Below are 16,379 nucleotides of genomic sequence, written 5' to 3'. Positions count from 1 at the left end.
TTCGCGTATCGCTAGGCTTAGTCGCGAACGCGGAAGATGAACTCCACCTCGACCGGAGCGTCGAGCGGCAGCACCGCGACGCCCACCGCCGAGCGCGCGTGGATGCCCTGGTCGGCGAACACCTTGCCGAGGAACACCGATGCGCCATTCGCGACGATCGGCTGGCCGGTGAAGTTCGGCTCCGACGCGACGAACGCGGTCACCTTGACGACCTGCTCGACCTTGTCCAGCGAGCCGAGCACGCCGCGCACTGCGGCGAGAGCGTTCAGGGCGCACAACTGCGCGAGCTCCTGGGCCTGGTCGGGGCTGACGAGGCCCTCGCCCTCTCCAACCTTGCCGGTCGCGACGAGCGCGCCGTTGGCGATCGGGAGCTGCCCCGACGTGTAGACGTAGTCACCGTCGCGCACCGCTGGGACGTACGCCGCAACCGCGGGAACGATCTCGGGAATTTCGAATCCAAGCTCGCTGATGCGGTCTTCGATAACTGATGACATGTCAGGCCCTTCTCTTGAGATATGCGACGTTTCCACCGGCGGGACCCTCGATGATCTGCACGAGTTCCCAGCCTTGGGATCCCCAGTTGTTGAGGATCTGGGCTTCATTGTGCAGCAACAGCGGAGTAACAAAGTACTCCCACTTCGGTGCGTCTGGGGCATCACTCACGTGAGACTCCTTCTTGAAAATAGCGGGTGAAAACGCCGAGTTTTGGCGCGAGCGGCGCTGATTGCCAGCTTTTATCGCCTACCCTTGAGTCTATGACCCCAAAGGCCTCAAAGTCTTCGCGCGTGCCCACAGCCAAACCTCGTTCGGTTGGTGGCGTCGTCGGCGGAATCCTCGGAGCGGTAGCAATGAGCGCTATCGCAGGCATCCTCGTCACCGCTGCAGTCACCCCCGTGGTCGCCCTCTCGGGCGCCGCGGCGACCTCTGCCGTGAGCATTTTCGAGAACCTTCCCAGCAACCTCAAGCCGGGGCAGCTCGCCGAGCCGAGCACCCTGTACGCGAAGCAGGGCGATAAGAACGTCAAGATCGCGGAATTCTACGAGCAGGATCGTATCCCGGTCGGCTGGGACGATATTTCGCCTTATGTGAAGGACGCGCTCGTCGCCATCGAGGATCCGCGCTTCTACACGCACGGCGGTGTCGATGCGCTCGCTGCCTCGCGTGCGGTGCTGCAGAACGCCGCCGGTGGAAACATGTCTGGCGCCTCGACGATCACGATGCAGTACGTGCGCAACGTGCTCGTGCAGGAGTCGACGGCGGTGCCCGACCCGGAGGAGCAGGAGGCCGCCTACAAGGAGGCCATGCAGCAGACCATGGATCGCAAGCTCAAGGAGATGAAGCTCGCGATCGGCGTCGAGAAGAAGTTCACGAAGGACGAGATTCTCACCGGCTACCTGAATATCGCCCTGTTCGGCCGCCAGGTTTACGGCATCGAGTCGGCCGCGCACTACTACTACAACACGACGGCGAAGGATCTCACGCTGCCGCAGGCTGCAAGCCTCGTCGGAATTGTGAACCAGCCGACCGCCTACCAGCTCGACATCGAGGAGAACATCGAGGCGAACAAGACCCGCCGCGACCTGATCCTTGGCCAGATGCTCAAGCACGGCAAGATTACCCAGGCGCAGCACGACGAGGCCGTTGCCACCCCCGTCGAGCCGAAGATCACCCCGCGCGTGCAGGGCTGCGCCGCGGCAGAGGCGACGTACGGCCTCGGCCACTTCTGCGACTACGTGCAGAACCAGATGAAGAAGGACGAGAGCTTCGGCCCCGACGCGCAGACGCGCGACTTCAACATGCGCCGCGGCGGCTACGACATCTACACCACCGTCGATCTCGACCTCCAGAAGGCCGCAACGGATGCGGTACGCAACGAGGTGCCCAAGACGATGGAGGGCATCGACGTCGGCGGCGCGACCGTGAGCACCGAGGTGGGCACCGGCCGCGTGCTCGCGATGGCCCAGAACCGTCCGTATAGCAATGACGAGGCGCTCACGAGCCAGGGCTACACGGCGATCAACTACAGCACCGACCAGAGCGACGGCGGCTCGTCCGGATTCCAGGTCGGTTCGACGTTCAAGGCGATTACGCTCGCCGAGTGGATTCGCACCGGGCACTCCGTGCGTGACGTCGTCAACGTGAACGGCCGCACCGTGCAGCTGCAGAGCTTCAGCGCGAGCTGCATGGACGGCGGCGTCTACGGGTACGGCCCGTGGGAGTTCAACAACGACAACATGGGCGTGCGCGGCAATCAGTCGGTCCTCACCGCTATTGCCCAGTCCCTCAACGGCGGTCTGGTCTCGATGCAGCAGCAGATGGACCTCTGCGATACCTTCGCCCTAGCGAAGAAGCTCGGCCTTCACCGCGCGTCCCCCGCGACACACCCCGACTTCGCGAACGAAGGCACCCTCGAACTCACGATGAACCCGTCAAACACCTTCGGTGGCACCGACGAAATGTCGCCGCTCACCATGGCGACGGCGTTCGGGGCGTTCGCCGGCAAGGGCAAGGTCTGCACGCCCGTCGCCATCGACTCGATCACCGGCCCGAACGGCGAGGCCGTGCCGTTCAAGAAGAGCGAGTGCTCCGAGGCGCTCTCGCCCGAGGTCGCCGCAGGCGTCGCCTACGCCCTCGAGTACACGATCAACAACGGTATTGCTGGGCACGCACGCTCGCAGCTTGGCATCCCGCACCTCGCGAAGACCGGTACGACCGACGAGTACATCGACAACTGGACAGTCGGCGCCTCGAGCAAGGTTTCGACCGCGACGTGGGTTGGCAACGTCGGCCCGAACCCGCAATGCCTCGGCCAGGCCGATTGCAAGCGCGTCGACACCCGTAACTTCGGTGGCTACCAGGGCCTCACCGCGGCTGACAGCCGCATCTGGCCCGCAGTGATGTACGTGGCCGACGAGAAGTTTGGCGGCGAAGGCTTCGGTGACCCGGCAGCGACCGCGCTGCGTCAGACCATGGTCAACGTGCCCAACGTCACCGGCAAGTCCTTCGATGAGGCCGTAGGCATCCTCGAGAACGCACGCTTCGCCTACCGCGACGGCGGCGAGGTTGACTCCGCCGCGCCGAAGGGCACCATCGCCCGTACCGATCCCGCCGCCGGCGAAGCCACGGGCCTCGGAACCGAGATCACCCTATACCGGTCGCGCGGCAACGCTGCGAAGGTCCCTGGCGGGCTTGGCGGCATGACCGCGAAGGAAGCGGAGAGCGCACTGAAGTCCGCTGGCTTCAGCTCGGTCTCCACCAGTTGCACGGGCGGCGGCAAGGTCGACTCGGGCAAGGACAAGGTCGAGTCGGTTTCGCCCGCCGCTGGCGAGGAAGTCGCACTGAACTCCCGCGTCACCCTCAGCGTGAAGTGCTCCTAGCCCCAGATGGCTCGTAACTCACGCTGTTGCTCTCCCGCTGCGGCCCTTGGATGGGCCGCAGCGGGAGTGCTGCTGTGGTCGACCGTCGTCGAACGCAGGCTTTTCACGATTCGTCGGCACGAGCTTCCGATTCTTCCGGCAGGCGCCGCCCCGATCCGGGTGCTGCAGCTCTCTGATCTCCATCTTGCGCCGTGGCAGACGAACAAGATGAACTGGGTGCGCTCCCTTGCCGAGCTGAACCCCGATCTCGTCGTACTCACCGGCGACCTCATGGGCCACGTTGGAGCGCGCCCGTCGCTGCTCCACACGCTTGAGGCCTTTGCAGGAACACCGACGCTGTTCGTGCACGGCTCCAACGACTACTACGGTCCGAGGCTGAAGAACCCGATGAAGTACCTCCGCGAGCCGAGCCGCCTCAGCACGCGCGAGCAGGACATCGACAACGCCACACTGACGTCGGGTCTGACCGGGCTCGGGTTCACCGATCTGAATAACTCAGCGACCTCGCTCGAATTGCGCGGCACGAAGCTCGACGTCTTCGGCCTCAACGATCCGCACATCCGGTTTGACGATGGCGATGCGATGCGTGCTGCGATCGCGGCGGCTGGGATCGCCGATCCTGATCCCGCGTCGCCCCGGATCGGGGTCGTGCATGCGCCGTACCAGGCGGCGCTTGGTGAGCTCCTCGACGAGCACGCAGACCTCATCCTCGCCGGCCACACGCACGGCGGGCAGGTGCGCGTCCCTGGCGTCGGCGCGCTCACCTCGAACAGCGACCTGCCGACCAACCAGGCCCGCGGGCTGAGCGTCTGGTACGACGCACACCGCGCGGCATACCTCAACGTGAGCGCTGGCCTCGGGAACTCGATCTATGCGCCGGTCCGGTTTGCGTGCCGGCCAGAGGCGAGCCTCCTCACGCTGACCCCGCCCGCGGCGTAACCCAGGCCGGGCTGGTTCGACGGATCAGCCCGACCTCGCGCGCAGAACATCTGAGATCGGCAGATCAAATGCCGGCTTCGCGGGCGTAGAGCATTCGATGTGCCGATCGCAGGTATTGAGCCGGACAGGGGGCGCAGGCCCCCACCCCTGGACAGCCCCTACACGAGCGTCGGGAGCAGCTTCGCGAGTCGCTCGGCAGCTTCCCGGGTCGCCTCCGCCGTGTTGAACGCGGACAGCCGGAAGTGGCCCGCGCCTGTCGGGCCGAACCCGACGCCCGGGGTCCCAACGATCTGCGCCTGCTCGAGCAGGACGTCGAAGAATGCCCACGAGTCCATCCCGGACGGGCACCTGAACCACACGTACGGCGAGTGCTCGCCGCCCACGGCGCTGACACCCGCCTGCTCGAGCGTCGCCCGGATGAGCCGCGCGTTTTGCAGGTAGTAGTCGACATCGGCCTGGACCTGTTCGCGCCCGTCCGCGCTGTAGACGGCCTCGGCGGCCCGCTGCACGATGTAGGGAGTCCCGTTGAACTTGGTGGACTGTCTGCGCAGCCACATCGCGTTGAGCGAGGCCCCGTCTCGGGTGAGGTTCTTCGGCACCACCGTCCACGAGCACCGGAGGCCGGTAAAACCGGCAGTCTTCGAGAACGAGCCCAGCTCGATCGCGACCTCGTCGGCGCCCTCGATCTCATAGATCGAACGTGGGACGTCGTCACCGGTGATGAACGCGCGGTAGGCGACGTCGAAGAGGATCACGGCGCCCGTCCGGCGGGCATACTGTACCCATTCCTCGAGGTCCGCGCGGCTCATCGTTGTCCCTGTCGGGTTCCCCGGCGAGCACAGGTAGATGAGTTCAACGGGCTCGGCGGGCAGCGGGGGCCGGTACCCGTTCGCGTCGTCACACGGGAGGTAGGTCAGTCCTGTCCAGCGTTCGCCGTCGAACGAGCCGAGCCTGCCGGCCATCGCGTTCGAATCGACGTACACCGGGTAGACGGGGTCGGTCACGGCGACCCTAGCCGTCTCCGAGAAGAGCTCCTGAATATTCGCGGAGTCCGACTTCGAGCCGTCACCGATGAAGATCTCGTCTGGTGCGACGTCAACCCCGATCGAGCCGTACTCCCCCGCGGCGATCGCCTCTCTGAGGAACTCGTAGCCCGCCTCGGGGCCATACCCCTGGAAGCCCTCGGTCGTGGCCTGTTCGTCGACCGCCGCGTGCAGCGCCCCAATCACCGCCGGTGCGAGCGGGCGCGTCACGTCGCCGATGCCAAGCCTGAGCACCCGGGCGTCGGGCTGCTGCTGTTCGAAGCGCCGGACTCGCTCGGCGACCTCGCTGAAAAGGTACGACTGGGGAATCTCCCCGAAGTGTGTGTTGATGATCATCGGGGAGATCCTGTCCGTTCCGTGTCTTAGTCGGTGAGCTTGGCTGCGACGACCTCGGCGAGCTGCACCGTGTTCAGTGCAGCGCCCTTGCGCAGGTTGTCGTTGGAGACGAAGAAGACGAGTCCGCGGCCCTCGGGGGCGGACTGGTCGGCGCGGATGCGGCCCACGTAGCTCGGGTCGCTTCCGGCCGCCTCAAGCGGGGTGGGAACGTCGCTCAGGGCGACGCCAGGCGCGGAGCTGAGCACCTCGCGTGCGCGCTCCGGAGTAATGGGGTTCGCGAACTCCGCGTGGATCGCCAACGAGTGCCCGGTGAACACGGGAACGCGCACGCACGTCCCGGCGACGAGCAGGTCGGGGAGCCCGAGGATCTTCCGGCTCTCGTTGCGCAGCTTCTTTTCCTCGTCGGTCTCGCCCTGGCCGTCCTCGACGATCGATCCGGCGAGCGGAATCACGTCAAACGCGATCGTGTTCGTGTAGACCTTCGGAGCGACGAAATCGACGGCCGCGCCGTCGTGGACGAGTCCCTCGATGTTGCCCGTCTCCACGGCCGCCGTGATCTGGCCCGCGAGCTCCGCAACGCCGGCGAGGCCCGATCCGGACACCGCCTGGAACGTCGTCACCTTCATCCGCTCGAGGCCCGCTTCGGCGTCGAGCACCTTCATGACGGGCATGGCGGCCATCGTCGTGCAGTTCGGGTTCGCGACGATGCCCTTCCGCACTGCGACAGTCGCGTCGAGGTCGGCGGGGTTGACCTCGCTTACGACGAGCGGGATCGCCGGGTCCATGCGCCAGGCACTCGAGTTGTCGATGACGATCGCGCCAGCATCCGCAAACTGCGGAGCGTACTCCTTGGAGGCCGCTCCGCCTGCCGAGAAGAGCACGATGTCGAGCCCGGTCTTGTCGGCAGTCGCCACGTCTTCGACGGTGATGTCCGTGCCGCGGAAGCTCAGCGTGGTCCCCGCGGAGCGGGCGCTCGAGAAGAGCCGCAGCGATGCGACCGGGAAGTCACGCTCCTGCAGGAGCGTGCGAATGACAGCGCCGACCTGCCCCGTTGCACCAACGATGGCGACGGCGAAACCCTGCTGTTCAGTCATGTGAGTGGATCCTGTCCTCGTACTTCGAATGTATGTGTGGCGCGCGATGGCGGCCGGCTCAGCGGCCGGTGCCCGCGTAGACCGTGGCGGTCTCTTCAGCGTCGAGGCCGAACGCGGTGTGGAGTACCCGCACTGCCTTCTCCATGAGATCGGCCCGGGTCACGACCGAGATCCGGATCTCAGAGGTCGAGATCATCTCGATGTTGATGCCTGCCTCGTACAGCGCGCGGAAGAGCTGTGCGGAGACGCCGGAGCTCGTCCGCATTCCCGCACCGACAACCGCGATCTTCGCGATCTGGTCGTCGTACAGCAGCGTCTCGAAGCCGAGATCGTCGCGCGCAGCCTCGAGCGCCTCGGTCACCTTGCGGCCCTCGCCCATCGGAACGGTGAACGAAATGTCGGTGCGGTTGGTGTCCGCGGCTGAAATGTTCTGCACGATGATGTCGATGTTGGCGTTCGTCTTTGCGACGACCTCGAAGATCTGCGCGGCCTTGCCCGGAATGTCTGGAACGCCGCCGACAGTAATCTTCGCTTCGCTCGCCTCGGCTGCGACGCCAGTGATGACCGAGTCTTCCACAAGATCTCCCTTCGGGTGCCCCGTTTTGGGCGTGTACACAACAGTTCCTGGTTCGCCCGAGAAGGACGAACGCACGTGCAGTTCGACGCCGTGGCGCCGCGCATACTCGACAGCGCGCAGGTGCAGCACCTTCGCGCCGGACGCGGCGAGCTCAAGCATCTCCTCGGACGAGATCGCGTCGATCTTGCGGGCGAGCGGGGCGACGCGTGGGTCGGTGGTGAAGACCCCGTCAACGTCGGTGTAGATCTCGCACCGGTCCGCGTCGAGGGCGGCGGCGAGGGCGACAGCGGTCGTGTCTGAGCCGCCGCGGCCAAGCGTCGTGATGTCCCGTGAATCCCGGCTAAACCCTTGGAAGCCCGCGACGATGGCGACAGCGCCTTCGTCGAGCGCCTCGCGGACGCGCCCCGGGGTGACGTCGACGATCTTCGCCGACCCGTGGTCTGGCGTCGTGATCATGCCGGCCTGGCTCCCGGTGAACGAGAGTGCCTCGACGCCCATGCCCTTGATTGTCATCGCCAGCAGCGCCATCGAGATGCGCTCACCTGAGGTGAGCAGCATGTCGAGCTCGCGCGGGGCGGGGATCGGGGTGCAGTCGGCCGCGAGGTCCAGGAGTTCGTCGGTGGTGTCGCCCATGGCGCTCACCACGACGACGACCTCGTTGCCGGTTCGGCGGGTCTCAACGATTCGCTTCGCGACGCGCTTAATGCTCTCGGCGTCTGCGACAGACGACCCCCCGAACTTCTGCACGATCAATGCCACGAGGGTCCTCCTTGGTTCTGGGCCAGCTTCCAGTCTAGCGCGAGGCGTACTCCCTGGCCTCGCGGGAGGGTGGCGTTACGCAGCGTTACTCGACGACGCGGCGCCCTTCGAACGCCCGCCCCAGCGTCACCTCGTCGGCGAACTCGAGATCACCGCCCACCGGAAGCCCTGATGCGAGGCGCGAAACCGGCACATCGATGCTCGTCAGCAGCCGCGACAGGTAGGCCGCCGTCGCTTCGCCTTCGAGGTTCGGATCGGTGGCGATAATGACCTCGCGAATCCTGTCGTCGCCCGTCGCCTCGCCGAGCCTGCGCATGAGCGCTGGGATACTGAGGTCGTCCGGGCCGATGCCATCGATCGGACTGATCGCTCCCCCGAGCACGTGGTAGAGGCCACGGAACTGCCGGGTGCGCTCGATGGCGACGACGTCCTTCGGCTCCTCGACAACGCAAATGAGGGTGTGGTCGCGCCGCGGGTCCGAGCAGATGCTGCAGCGGGTCTGTTCGGTGATGTTGCCACAGACCTCACAGAAGCGAACGCGCTCGCGTACCTCGGTGAGCAGTTCGGCGAGTTTCGAGACGTCGAAGCTCTGCGTCTGCAGAATGTGGAAGGCGATGCGCTGGGCCGACTTCGGCCCGATTCCGGGGAGCCTGCCGAATTCGTCGATCAGGTCCTGCACGATTCCGTCGTACATCGACTACCTCCTGGGCTCTGGGAGCGGGCGCTCCTCTACAAACACTGCGCCGAGTACCTCGCGCACCACCGCTTCGCCGTACCGCGTGAACTTCGGCGCGGCCTTGGCTCCGCCTGACGCTGGCGAACCGGTGTCGCCCGGCGATGCTGCCGCCTGCGAGACTGCTGCCGGTGGAACCGCCTCAGCAGCGCCAGCGGTGGCGGGCCCGGCGGGGCTCACCGACGCAGCGGGGGCGGCGTGGACGGCGGGGCCCGCCTGGACAGCGGGGGCGGCCTGAGCAACGGGGGCGACCGGAGCAACGGGGGTTGCCTGAGCGGCGGTGCCGCCAGCGCCGGGGCGGCCGGACGAGGCGCGCCCCCCAAATGCGTACGGGTCACCGTCGGGGTAGCCGTACTCATCGTCGCTGTAGCTGGGGCCGTCGCCGTAGGGCGAATCGTCGCCGTACCCGTCGTCATCGCGGGTTCCCGTCCCGGGCATCACCTTCGCGCCCGGCGCCTCCGGTTGGGCCGATGGACCGCTGGGGTCTGGGTCAGACTGGGGTGCGCGTTCGGTGTGGGTCGATGGCGTGTTGGCGGCAGCCATCTCCCGCGAGGCCTGAGGCTGCGCTGGCGCGGGCCCAGTAGGGGCGGGGGCGGGCTTGTCACCCGACGTCGAGGTCGCCTGGGCGGGGGCCGAATCGTTCTGCGCAACGGGCTCGGGAATCGGATCAGCCCAGGCGGGTGCGGCGAGCTTCGGTCCAAGCGAACTCAGCCGTGCTGCGGCGCGCTCCGCGAGGTCGTCGACGGGCGGCGTGACTGGTGCTGGAGAGCCTCGGTGAGGCTCCTCTGAGTCGCCAGTGCCGACCGGCGGCTGCGACTGCTCCTGCGATTCGCGGGCTGTGGTCACTTGGCGTGGCGCGTAGCGAACACGGATACCGGTCGCTTCAAGGATCGTCTCGCGCAGCGGCCCTGCTCCAGCGCTCTTGAATGCTTCGAGGTCCGAGCGGTTCGCGACCCCGACGAGCAGGAGATCGTCTTCAAGTCCGAGCGGCTCGATCGCGCGAACCGCGTTCCAAGCTTCGCGGTTGGATTCGAGCAGCTCCTCGAGCAGGTCCGGCCACATCTCCCGGAGGTCCTCGAACCCGGCGAGCTCGTCGCTCTGCGCTGCAGCAGCGCCCTCGGCGTCTTCAGTCGGCGCATCCGCCGGAGCGGCTGCAGCGGCCGAGATACCCGACTCCGGCTCTGGCCGACCGTCTGACTGCGCTGCTGCGGACGACTGCTGCCCAGCAGGGGGCTGCGCAACGGGAGCGGCTGGTGCAGCGGGTGCCGCTGGCGCAGGGGTCGTCGGCTCAGTGCCGATCGACGCGATCTGCGCGGCACTCAATATGTCCGAGATGGGGCGGCCGAACCCGGCGGCGCCCTCGTTCGGGTGGGTCCCGCGCTCGCCGTCCGCGGGCTGGGGGCCAGCGTCGCGCGGGGCGGCGGGCTGCTTCGACGCGGCAGGGTTGTCCCGCTCATCCGTTGCCTGCTGAGCGGCTGGGGTCGCCGGCCCGGCCGTCGGACCCTGAGCGTTCTGGGCTGGCGCCGCCGGGGCCTGCGTGGGCGCCGGCTGGGCCTGGGCCGCAGGCTGGTTTTGCTGTGTGGTCGTGCCCGCGTCTTCGTTGCGGAGGAACTCGCGGATCGACGCCGCAGTCTCCGCAGCGTTCGCCACGCGTTCGGGCTTCGGTGCTGCGGGGCTCGGGGCTGCGGGAGCCGGGGCCCCAGTGTTCTGCCCCGGAGCGCCCGCGCCCTGCGTTGCGGCGGCCTGGCCGGCTTGGCCTGATGCAGGGTGCGTCGGTGCGGATGGTGCCGAAGTATCCGTCGTGGCGGCTCCCCCAGGAACCGGGGCAGCGGGAGCCGCACCCTGACGTGGAGCAGCGCCGGGGCTCTGCGCCGCCTGCCTCGGGTGAGGGGCGCCGCTTCCCGGCGCGGGCGCGTGCACGTCGTGCGTGTCTGCGCCCGACAGCTCGACGAGCGCACGAGCAATCATGAGTTCAAGGTGCAGTCGTGGCGGGGTCGCACCCGTCATCTGGTCGAGCGCCTCGCTCACGGTGTCCGCGGTGCGGGAGAGCTCGCGGGCACCAAATGCGCGTGCCTGCTCGAACATGCGGTCGAGCTGGTCCTGCGGCACTCCACGAAGCACTGCGGCAGCGCCATCAATGGAGGTCGCGTTCACGATGATGAGGTCACGGAGCCGTTCGAGCAGATCCTCAACGAACCTCCGCGGATCCTGCCCCGTCTGGATCACCCGATCCGTCGCGGTGAACGCCGCAGCGGGATCGCCCGAGCCGAGGGCAGCAACGACGTCGTCGAGCAGCTCCGTATGCGTGAAGCCAAGCAGCCCGGCTGCGCGCTCGGCGGACACGCTGTTACCTTCGGAGCCGGCGATGAGCTGGTCGAGGATCGACAGCGTATCTCGCGCCGAGCCCCCACCTGAACGCACGACGAGCGGGAGGACGCCAGGCTCGACCGCAACACCCTCGCTATCGCACAGCTGCTGCACGTAGTCGATCAGCGCGGCGGGCGGGATCAGGCGGAAGGGGTAGTGGTGGGTGCGGGAGCGAATGGTGCCGATGACCTTCTCGGGCTCCGTCGTCGCGAAGATGAACTTCACGTGGGGCGGCGGCTCTTCCACGATCTTCAGCAGGGCGTTGAAGCCGCCCGCGGTCACCATGTGTGCCTCGTCGATGATGAAGATCTTGAACCGGTCGCGGGCAGGAGCGAACACGGCCCGTTCACGCAGGTCGCGCGCGTCGTCGACACCACCGTGGCTCGCAGCGTCGATCTCAACGACATCGAGCGATCCACCACCGGCGCGACTCAGCTCGACGCAGCTCGGGCAGGTGCCGCACGGGGTGTCAGTGGGACCCTCAGCGCAGTTCAGGCAGCGCGCGAGAATGCGGGCGCTCGTCGTCTTGCCGCAGCCACGAGGGCCGCTGAACAGATACGCGTGCCCGACCCGGCCGGTGCGCAGCGCGGTCATGAGCGGATCGGTCACTTGAGACTGCCCAATCATCTCTGAGAATGACTCTGGCCGATACCGCCGATACAGTGCTGCTACCACGACACCAATGCTACCTGCGGGCACCGACATTTGCGTGGGGGGCGTCCAGGCTGGGGAGAACTCACCCGAGTTCGTAGGCGAGTCCGATGCGCCGGTTCTCAAGCGCGGGCAGCACGCCACGCGCGCGGGCCACGATCACGGACGTCACATCCGCAAGCGCAACGCCCTCGCCGCGCGGTCCGAGGCCGGCGACCACGTCCCCGAGCGGGTCAACGATCCTACTGAGCCCCGTGGTCGCCGCGTCGCGCGGGCCACCGCCGACGGCCGCGCTCGCGACGAGCCAGCTCACATTCTCGAGCGCGCGTGCACGGGTCAGGATCGACCAGTGCTCTTCCTTGCCCGGCCCCGATGCCCACGCTGCAACCACTACGAGTGTGTCGGCTCCGCGGTCCACGAGCGAGCGGAAGAGCTCCGGGAATCGCAGGTCGTAGCAGTTCGCGAGGCCGAGTCGCAGACTCTCGCCGTCGAGGTTCACGTCGAACACCGGAGGCAGCTCGTCGCCGGGCCGCGTGTGCTCGAACTCGCTCTGCGCAAACGCCTTATAGAGGTGCAGCTTCCGGTAGCGGGCGAGCTCCGCGCCGTCGGGCCCGACGGCGATGACCGTGTTCAACGGCAGACCATCAGCCGAAGGCTCGAAGCCCGCCGAGATCACCACGGCACGATGCTCCATTGCGAGCTCCGCTGTCAGCGCCGCGAACGCGTCCCACCACTCGGCGGCAATCCCCGTGAGCGCGTCAACGGTCACTGACTGTAGGAGTATCATCGCCTGTTCGGGAAACACGATCACCCGCGCACCGTCGGCTGCCGCCTCCGCCGCGCGCGCCCGCATCGTCGCGAAGTTCTCGCTCGGCTCGACCGACGGCGTCATCTGAATGGCTGCGATCTTCATAGCACCGATTCTGCCTGAGCTCGGAGGGAACCGCGAGTGCCACGGGGCTGAATCAGGTGAGCGGTGCGGGGCCACTCCGCCTCATCGCGTTCCCCGAGCGCCGATCGGCGGTCTGCGTAGTCCCGCCGACGGTACACTGGCGTCATGGATGCACCCCCGCGCACCGAGGAGCACCTGCTCGACGATGTCGACCGCGACATCATCGACCAGCTACGCGTCGACGGCCGACTCTCATTCGGCGAAATCGCTCGCAGGATCGGGTTCTCTGAGCCCACTGTTCGTCAGCGCTACAACCGCCTCGTGTCGCTCGGGATTATCTACGTCGCGGGAATGTACGACGAGACAAAAATCGGAGGGATCGCAGCACACGTGGGGATCCGCGTTGCCGGGGTCCCCGTCGCGAAAGTCGCCGCTGAGATTGCTGATCATCCGAACATCAAGTACGTGGCTTGCGCGCTTGGCTACTACGACATCATCCTTGACATCGTGGCCCAAGATGCCCAGGAACTCGGCCAAATCGTGTTGCAGGATCTCCGCAGGATTCGTGGTATCTCTGACCTCGAGACGCTCACGGTACTTGAGGTCATGAAGGATACGTACCTATGGCAGGGGTTCCGCGATCCCATCCCGGCAAATCGGGCAGGCAGACTCATCGCGCGTCCGTCGCGTTAGCCGCGGCTACTTCCCCGGGTCGCTGATGCTCTGACCAGCAGTGCCACGCAACCCCTCCCACGTGTAGTCCTTGGCCAGCGACGTCACGATGATTGGTTGGATGGATGCCACGCCAGGCTGCCGACGGATCTCGTCCATGAGGTCGATGAGCTGGTTCTGGTCACGACATGTTGCCTCGAGGTAGAGGTCGTGGGAGCCAGTGACCAGCGCGACATGATTGATTTGGTGGATCCCGAGGAGGCTATCTGCGACCGAGCGTGGCGTCAGGTTTCGCACGCGCAGGAGCAATCGGACGACCTGGTGCCCCAGCAGGAGCGCGTTGCACAGTGCGACGATTTGCAGGGTGTCGTCTTCACGCAGTTTCGCGAGCCGGGTGCGCACGGTCGACTGCGAAACGCCCAGCTCCTCCGATAGCGCCGCAAAACTGCGTCGGCCATCTCTCGCGAGCAGCTGTATCAGCTCCCGATCCACCTCATCTAACACGTCGAACGCCCCTCTCCGCGCGGAGTACCAGGGTACCTTGCCGGCAGAGAGGGGCCGTTCAGCGGCCGCTCGCTCGATCAGCGCCCCTCGAGTTCGCGCACTGCACGAATGAGGTCCGCGTTGTCGACCGGCGCGCTCCCGTCGGGCATCGTAACGCCGTCCTCAAATCCGATACGAGTCTCGCACCCGTCGGCGATAGCTGCCTCGACGACAGGCCAAACTGTCGTGTCGTAGCCGTGGTAGAGAATCGGCGCCGTCACGCCGGCTTTACGGATCACTGCAGCAATCTCGCGACACTGCTGGACTGCCTCGTCTGGGTTTTCCGTCTCGGGCTCGATGAGCACGCGCACGTTCTGGTGCAGTGTCGGCGAGGCGAGTAGTGCGGGGACATCAGCCATCGACCAGACTGCCGACTCTAGCACCATTCCTCGCTCAAGCACGAGCTGGGCGGCCTCAGCGGCGCCTTCCTCGCAGAACGCGACGGAGGCGAAGTCGGGCAGCGCGTCAGCTGGCCACTCTGCAAGGTAGGACATTCTCTGTTCGTGACCGGTCACAGTCCACAGGCCTGTGGTGGTACCAATCACAACAGTGGGGTCTGCAGCGCGCATCGCACGAACCCAGGTGCCAATGTCGTCCGGGTGAATCGTTTGTTCTCCCGATTCGGTGAGCACGTGCGCGTGCACGACATCGGCGCCCGCGGCGATCGCGGCGCGACTCGCGGCGACAATCTCGTCGGTGGTACGAGGCACTGCGGGGTGCTCGTCCGTCGAACGGCCTCCATTGATTGCTGCCTTGAGAAGCATGTGTGTATGGTCCTTTCACAAATTTTGGGCACGGCGGAGCACCGGCATGGTGCCGGTGCTCCGCCGCCAGGGTGGGGTTGAGTTCGGACGACGCCGAAGCGCCTCGGTTCGCTACTGCGGGGAGTCGAGCGCGAGTAGTTCTGCGACCGTGTCGCTTGCGCCTGTAAGGCTCCCCAGTGGGGCGCCTGTTCGCAGTTCTTCGACAAGCTCGGGTTCCTCGGCATCATCGGCGAGCGCGATGTCGACGATGCGCGCGAGCACGTCGGGTGCGACGAAGAGCACGCCGTTCGCGTCGGCGAGGACGACGTCGCCTGGGTTCACCACGGCACCGCCGCAGGTGACCGGGATGTTCACTCCCCCCGCATCGATGCCGTGAAGTTTAGTGGTGAGCATGCTCGTGCCGCGGGCGTGCACGCTGAGACCGAGTTCGGTGATCTCGTCGGTATCTGTCACTACGCCATCGACGATCGCACCGGCGGCGCCCCGGGCGACAAGCTGCGCCGCAACGACCTCGCCGAGCGGAGCATGCCTGCGGTCGCCGCCAGTGTCGATGACCAACACGTCGCCCTCGCCAATCAGCCCTGCCGCATGATGCAACGCGGTGGAGTCTGTCGCTGTCGTGCGCACGGTGAACGCGGAACCGATGACGCGGCCGCCCGCAGCGACGATCCGGCGAACCTCGGTGTCAGCAAATCCCTCTTCAAGGTAGTGTCCGAGCGTCGGAAAGCTGAGCTTCTCGAGCTTGTCGCGGAGCGTCGCAGGCAGGGGGGCGGGCGCTTGACCGGTGTGGAAGAACATCGCAGTTCCTTTCTGGGCGCAGCGTTACGCTACGCGGTAGCTGAGTTCGATACGACGATTGTCGAGCGCGGGAAGCATCGCGCGTGCGCTGCGGGTGCGTTCACTGTCAATGGTCGCGAAGATAAGGCCTTCGGAATGCGCGTTTGCGCTTGCAACGACCATGCCGAGTGGGTCAATCACCCGGCTGAGCCCGACCGATTCGTCGCCGACAGTGCCGGAGGCGACGAGCCAGGCGACGTTCTCGATGGCACGTGCTTGTGTGAGCACTTCCCAGTGCATCTCCTTACCCTTGCCAGATACCCAAGCCGCAGAGAGCGAGATCACATCGGCACCGCGGTCGGCAATGCTGCGGAACAGCTCCGGGAAACGGATGTCATAGCAATTCGCGATGCCGATTGTTACCCCGGCAATCTCGATCACGGGAGGGAGTTCACTCCCGCGCGTCACGTATGCCGACTCCTGGTAGGCGAACGCATCGTACGTGTGCAGCTTGTGATAGCGCGCGACCTCGAGCCCCGTGGCGTCCACCGCGAGGATCGTGTTGTATGGCAACTCACCCTCATCCGGCTCATACCCGCCGGCAATGATCGCGATCGAATGAGCGCTCGCGAGTTCCCGAAGCAACTGTTCGAATCGCCCCCACATCCCCTCGAGGATCTCCGTGAAACGGGGTTTGATCGATTCATCGGCGAGCAGCGCAGCTTCTTCCGGGAACACGATGAGCTCGGCGCCTGCTGCTGCCGCCTGGGCGGTGAACTCGCGAATCGTAGCGAAGTTTGCATCGACGTCGATGCCGGGAGACGTTTGCGCAACTGCGACTTTCATACAGAACCT

General features: G+C 66.4%; 15 protein-coding genes. 3 read left to right on the top strand and 12 right to left on the bottom strand.

All coding sequences use genetic code 11. The annotated features are described in order from the left end of the window. Nucleotides 1–17 precede the first annotated feature (17 nt). Nucleotides 18–494, bottom strand: coding sequence for a RidA family protein (locus tag BJ960_RS01580; protein WP_185985982.1), 477 nt, complete (start codon nucleotides 492–494; stop codon nucleotides 18–20). A gap of 1 nt (nucleotide 495) precedes the next feature. Then, entirely contained in the window at nucleotides 496–663 is a 168-nt protein-coding gene (gene sp36, locus BJ960_RS01575) for a Sp36 family protein (RefSeq protein ID WP_121073925.1), read from the bottom strand. A gap of 185 nt (nucleotides 664–848) precedes the next feature. Between sp36 and BJ960_RS01570 the strand changes: the two genes are divergently transcribed. Both BJ960_RS01570 and BJ960_RS01565 read left to right on the top strand, forming a co-directional pair. Further along, on the top strand, nucleotides 849–3,377 hold the full coding sequence (locus BJ960_RS01570; protein ID WP_237463731.1) for a transglycosylase domain-containing protein: 2,529 nt from the start codon (nucleotides 849–851) through the stop codon (nucleotides 3,375–3,377). A 6-nt stretch (nucleotides 3,378–3,383) separates the two neighbouring features. Further along, on the top strand, nucleotides 3,384–4,316 hold the full coding sequence (locus BJ960_RS01565) for a metallophosphoesterase (protein ID WP_185985980.1): 933 nt from the start codon (nucleotides 3,384–3,386) through the stop codon (nucleotides 4,314–4,316). Between the two features lie 158 nt (nucleotides 4,317–4,474). Here the strand turns inward: BJ960_RS01565 and BJ960_RS01560 are convergent, their stop codons facing one another. From BJ960_RS01560 to BJ960_RS01535, 6 genes are all read right to left on the bottom strand, one after another. After that, nucleotides 4,475–5,695, bottom strand: a complete 1,221-nt coding sequence (locus BJ960_RS01560) for an LL-diaminopimelate aminotransferase (RefSeq protein WP_185985979.1) — start codon at nucleotides 5,693–5,695, stop codon at nucleotides 4,475–4,477. Between the two features lie 26 nt (nucleotides 5,696–5,721). Beyond that, complete coding sequence (locus BJ960_RS01555; protein WP_185985978.1) at nucleotides 5,722–6,789, bottom strand: aspartate-semialdehyde dehydrogenase; 1,068 nt, start codon at nucleotides 6,787–6,789, stop codon at nucleotides 5,722–5,724. Between the two features lie 58 nt (nucleotides 6,790–6,847). Further along, nucleotides 6,848–8,125, bottom strand: coding sequence for an aspartate kinase (locus tag BJ960_RS01550; protein ID WP_121073937.1), 1,278 nt, complete (start codon nucleotides 8,123–8,125; stop codon nucleotides 6,848–6,850). A gap of 85 nt (nucleotides 8,126–8,210) precedes the next feature. After that, a complete protein-coding gene (gene recR / locus BJ960_RS01545; protein ID WP_121073939.1) occupies nucleotides 8,211–8,819 on the bottom strand; it encodes a recombination mediator RecR in 609 nt (202 codons plus the stop codon). 3 nt (nucleotides 8,820–8,822) lie between these two features. Beyond that, a complete protein-coding gene (locus BJ960_RS01540; protein WP_185988096.1) occupies nucleotides 8,823–11,852 on the bottom strand; it encodes a DNA polymerase III subunit gamma and tau in 3,030 nt (1,009 codons plus the stop codon). 109 nt (nucleotides 11,853–11,961) lie between these two features. Next, nucleotides 11,962–12,789 carry a nitrilase-related carbon-nitrogen hydrolase gene (locus tag BJ960_RS01535; protein ID WP_185985977.1) on the bottom strand — a complete coding sequence of 276 codons (828 nt, stop codon included), beginning with the start codon at nucleotides 12,787–12,789 and terminating at the stop codon, nucleotides 11,962–11,964. A gap of 144 nt (nucleotides 12,790–12,933) precedes the next feature. Here BJ960_RS01535 and BJ960_RS01530 point away from each other — a divergent pair, with 144 nt between their 5' ends. Continuing rightward, nucleotides 12,934–13,461 (top strand): Lrp/AsnC family transcriptional regulator, encoded by a 528-nt coding sequence (locus BJ960_RS01530; RefSeq protein ID WP_185985976.1) that lies wholly within the window; start codon nucleotides 12,934–12,936, stop codon nucleotides 13,459–13,461. Nucleotides 13,462–13,467: 6 nt separating this feature from the next. On the opposite strand, the gene BJ960_RS01525 is transcribed toward BJ960_RS01530, so the two are convergent. The 4 genes from BJ960_RS01525 to BJ960_RS01510 all read right to left on the bottom strand — a co-directional run bounded on the left by BJ960_RS01525 (nucleotide 13,468) and on the right by BJ960_RS01510 (nucleotide 16,370). Beyond that, nucleotides 13,468–13,932, bottom strand: a complete 465-nt coding sequence (locus BJ960_RS01525; protein WP_307814713.1) for an Lrp/AsnC family transcriptional regulator — start codon at nucleotides 13,930–13,932, stop codon at nucleotides 13,468–13,470. Between the two features lie 89 nt (nucleotides 13,933–14,021). Then, the gene (locus tag BJ960_RS01520; protein WP_185985974.1) at nucleotides 14,022–14,747 is read right to left on the bottom strand and encodes a 3-keto-5-aminohexanoate cleavage protein; all 726 of its coding nucleotides are present in this window, start codon (nucleotides 14,745–14,747) and stop codon (nucleotides 14,022–14,024) included. 111 nt (nucleotides 14,748–14,858) lie between these two features. Then, entirely contained in the window at nucleotides 14,859–15,545 is a 687-nt protein-coding gene (locus BJ960_RS01515) for an RraA family protein (protein WP_185985973.1), read from the bottom strand. Nucleotides 15,546–15,569: 24 nt separating this feature from the next. Beyond that, nucleotides 15,570–16,370 (bottom strand): carbon-nitrogen hydrolase family protein, encoded by an 801-nt coding sequence (locus tag BJ960_RS01510; RefSeq protein ID WP_185985972.1) that lies wholly within the window; start codon nucleotides 16,368–16,370, stop codon nucleotides 15,570–15,572. Between the last annotated feature and the right edge of the window lie 9 nt (nucleotides 16,371–16,379).

It is taken from the genome of Leucobacter aridicollis (assembly GCF_013409595.1).
GTDB lineage: Bacteria > Actinomycetota > Actinomycetes > Actinomycetales > Microbacteriaceae > Leucobacter > Leucobacter aridicollis.
The sequence above is the reverse complement of the archived record's forward strand: the minus strand, read 5'-3'. Positions and strand labels throughout refer to the sequence as shown.

Excerpts from the sequence above, each read along its gene's own strand:
- BJ960_RS01580 (WP_185985982.1), bottom strand. The coding sequence starts at position 494 with ATGTCATCAGTTATCGAAGACCGCATCAGCGAGCTTGGATTCGAAATT.
- BJ960_RS01570 (WP_237463731.1), top strand. The coding sequence starts at position 849 with ATGAGCGCTATCGCAGGCATCCTCGTCACCGCTGCAGTCACCCCCGTG.
- BJ960_RS01565 (WP_185985980.1), top strand. The coding sequence starts at position 3,384 with ATGGCTCGTAACTCACGCTGTTGCTCTCCCGCTGCGGCCCTTGGATGG.
- BJ960_RS01560 (WP_185985979.1), bottom strand. The coding sequence starts at position 5,695 with ATGATCATCAACACACACTTCGGGGAGATTCCCCAGTCGTACCTTTTC.
- BJ960_RS01555 (WP_185985978.1), bottom strand. The coding sequence starts at position 6,789 with ATGACTGAACAGCAGGGTTTCGCCGTCGCCATCGTTGGTGCAACGGGG.
- recR (WP_121073939.1), bottom strand. The coding sequence starts at position 8,819 with ATGTACGACGGAATCGTGCAGGACCTGATCGACGAATTCGGCAGGCTC.
- BJ960_RS01540 (WP_185988096.1), bottom strand. The coding sequence starts at position 11,852 with ATGATTGGGCAGTCTCAAGTGACCGATCCGCTCATGACCGCGCTGCGC.
- BJ960_RS01535 (WP_185985977.1), bottom strand. The coding sequence starts at position 12,789 with ATGAAGATCGCAGCCATTCAGATGACGCCGTCGGTCGAGCCGAGCGAG.
- BJ960_RS01530 (WP_185985976.1), top strand. The coding sequence starts at position 12,934 with ATGGATGCACCCCCGCGCACCGAGGAGCACCTGCTCGACGATGTCGAC.
- BJ960_RS01520 (WP_185985974.1), bottom strand. The coding sequence starts at position 14,747 with ATGCTTCTCAAGGCAGCAATCAATGGAGGCCGTTCGACGGACGAGCAC.
- BJ960_RS01515 (WP_185985973.1), bottom strand. The coding sequence starts at position 15,545 with ATGTTCTTCCACACCGGTCAAGCGCCCGCCCCCCTGCCTGCGACGCTC.
- BJ960_RS01510 (WP_185985972.1), bottom strand. The coding sequence starts at position 16,370 with ATGAAAGTCGCAGTTGCGCAAACGTCTCCCGGCATCGACGTCGATGCA.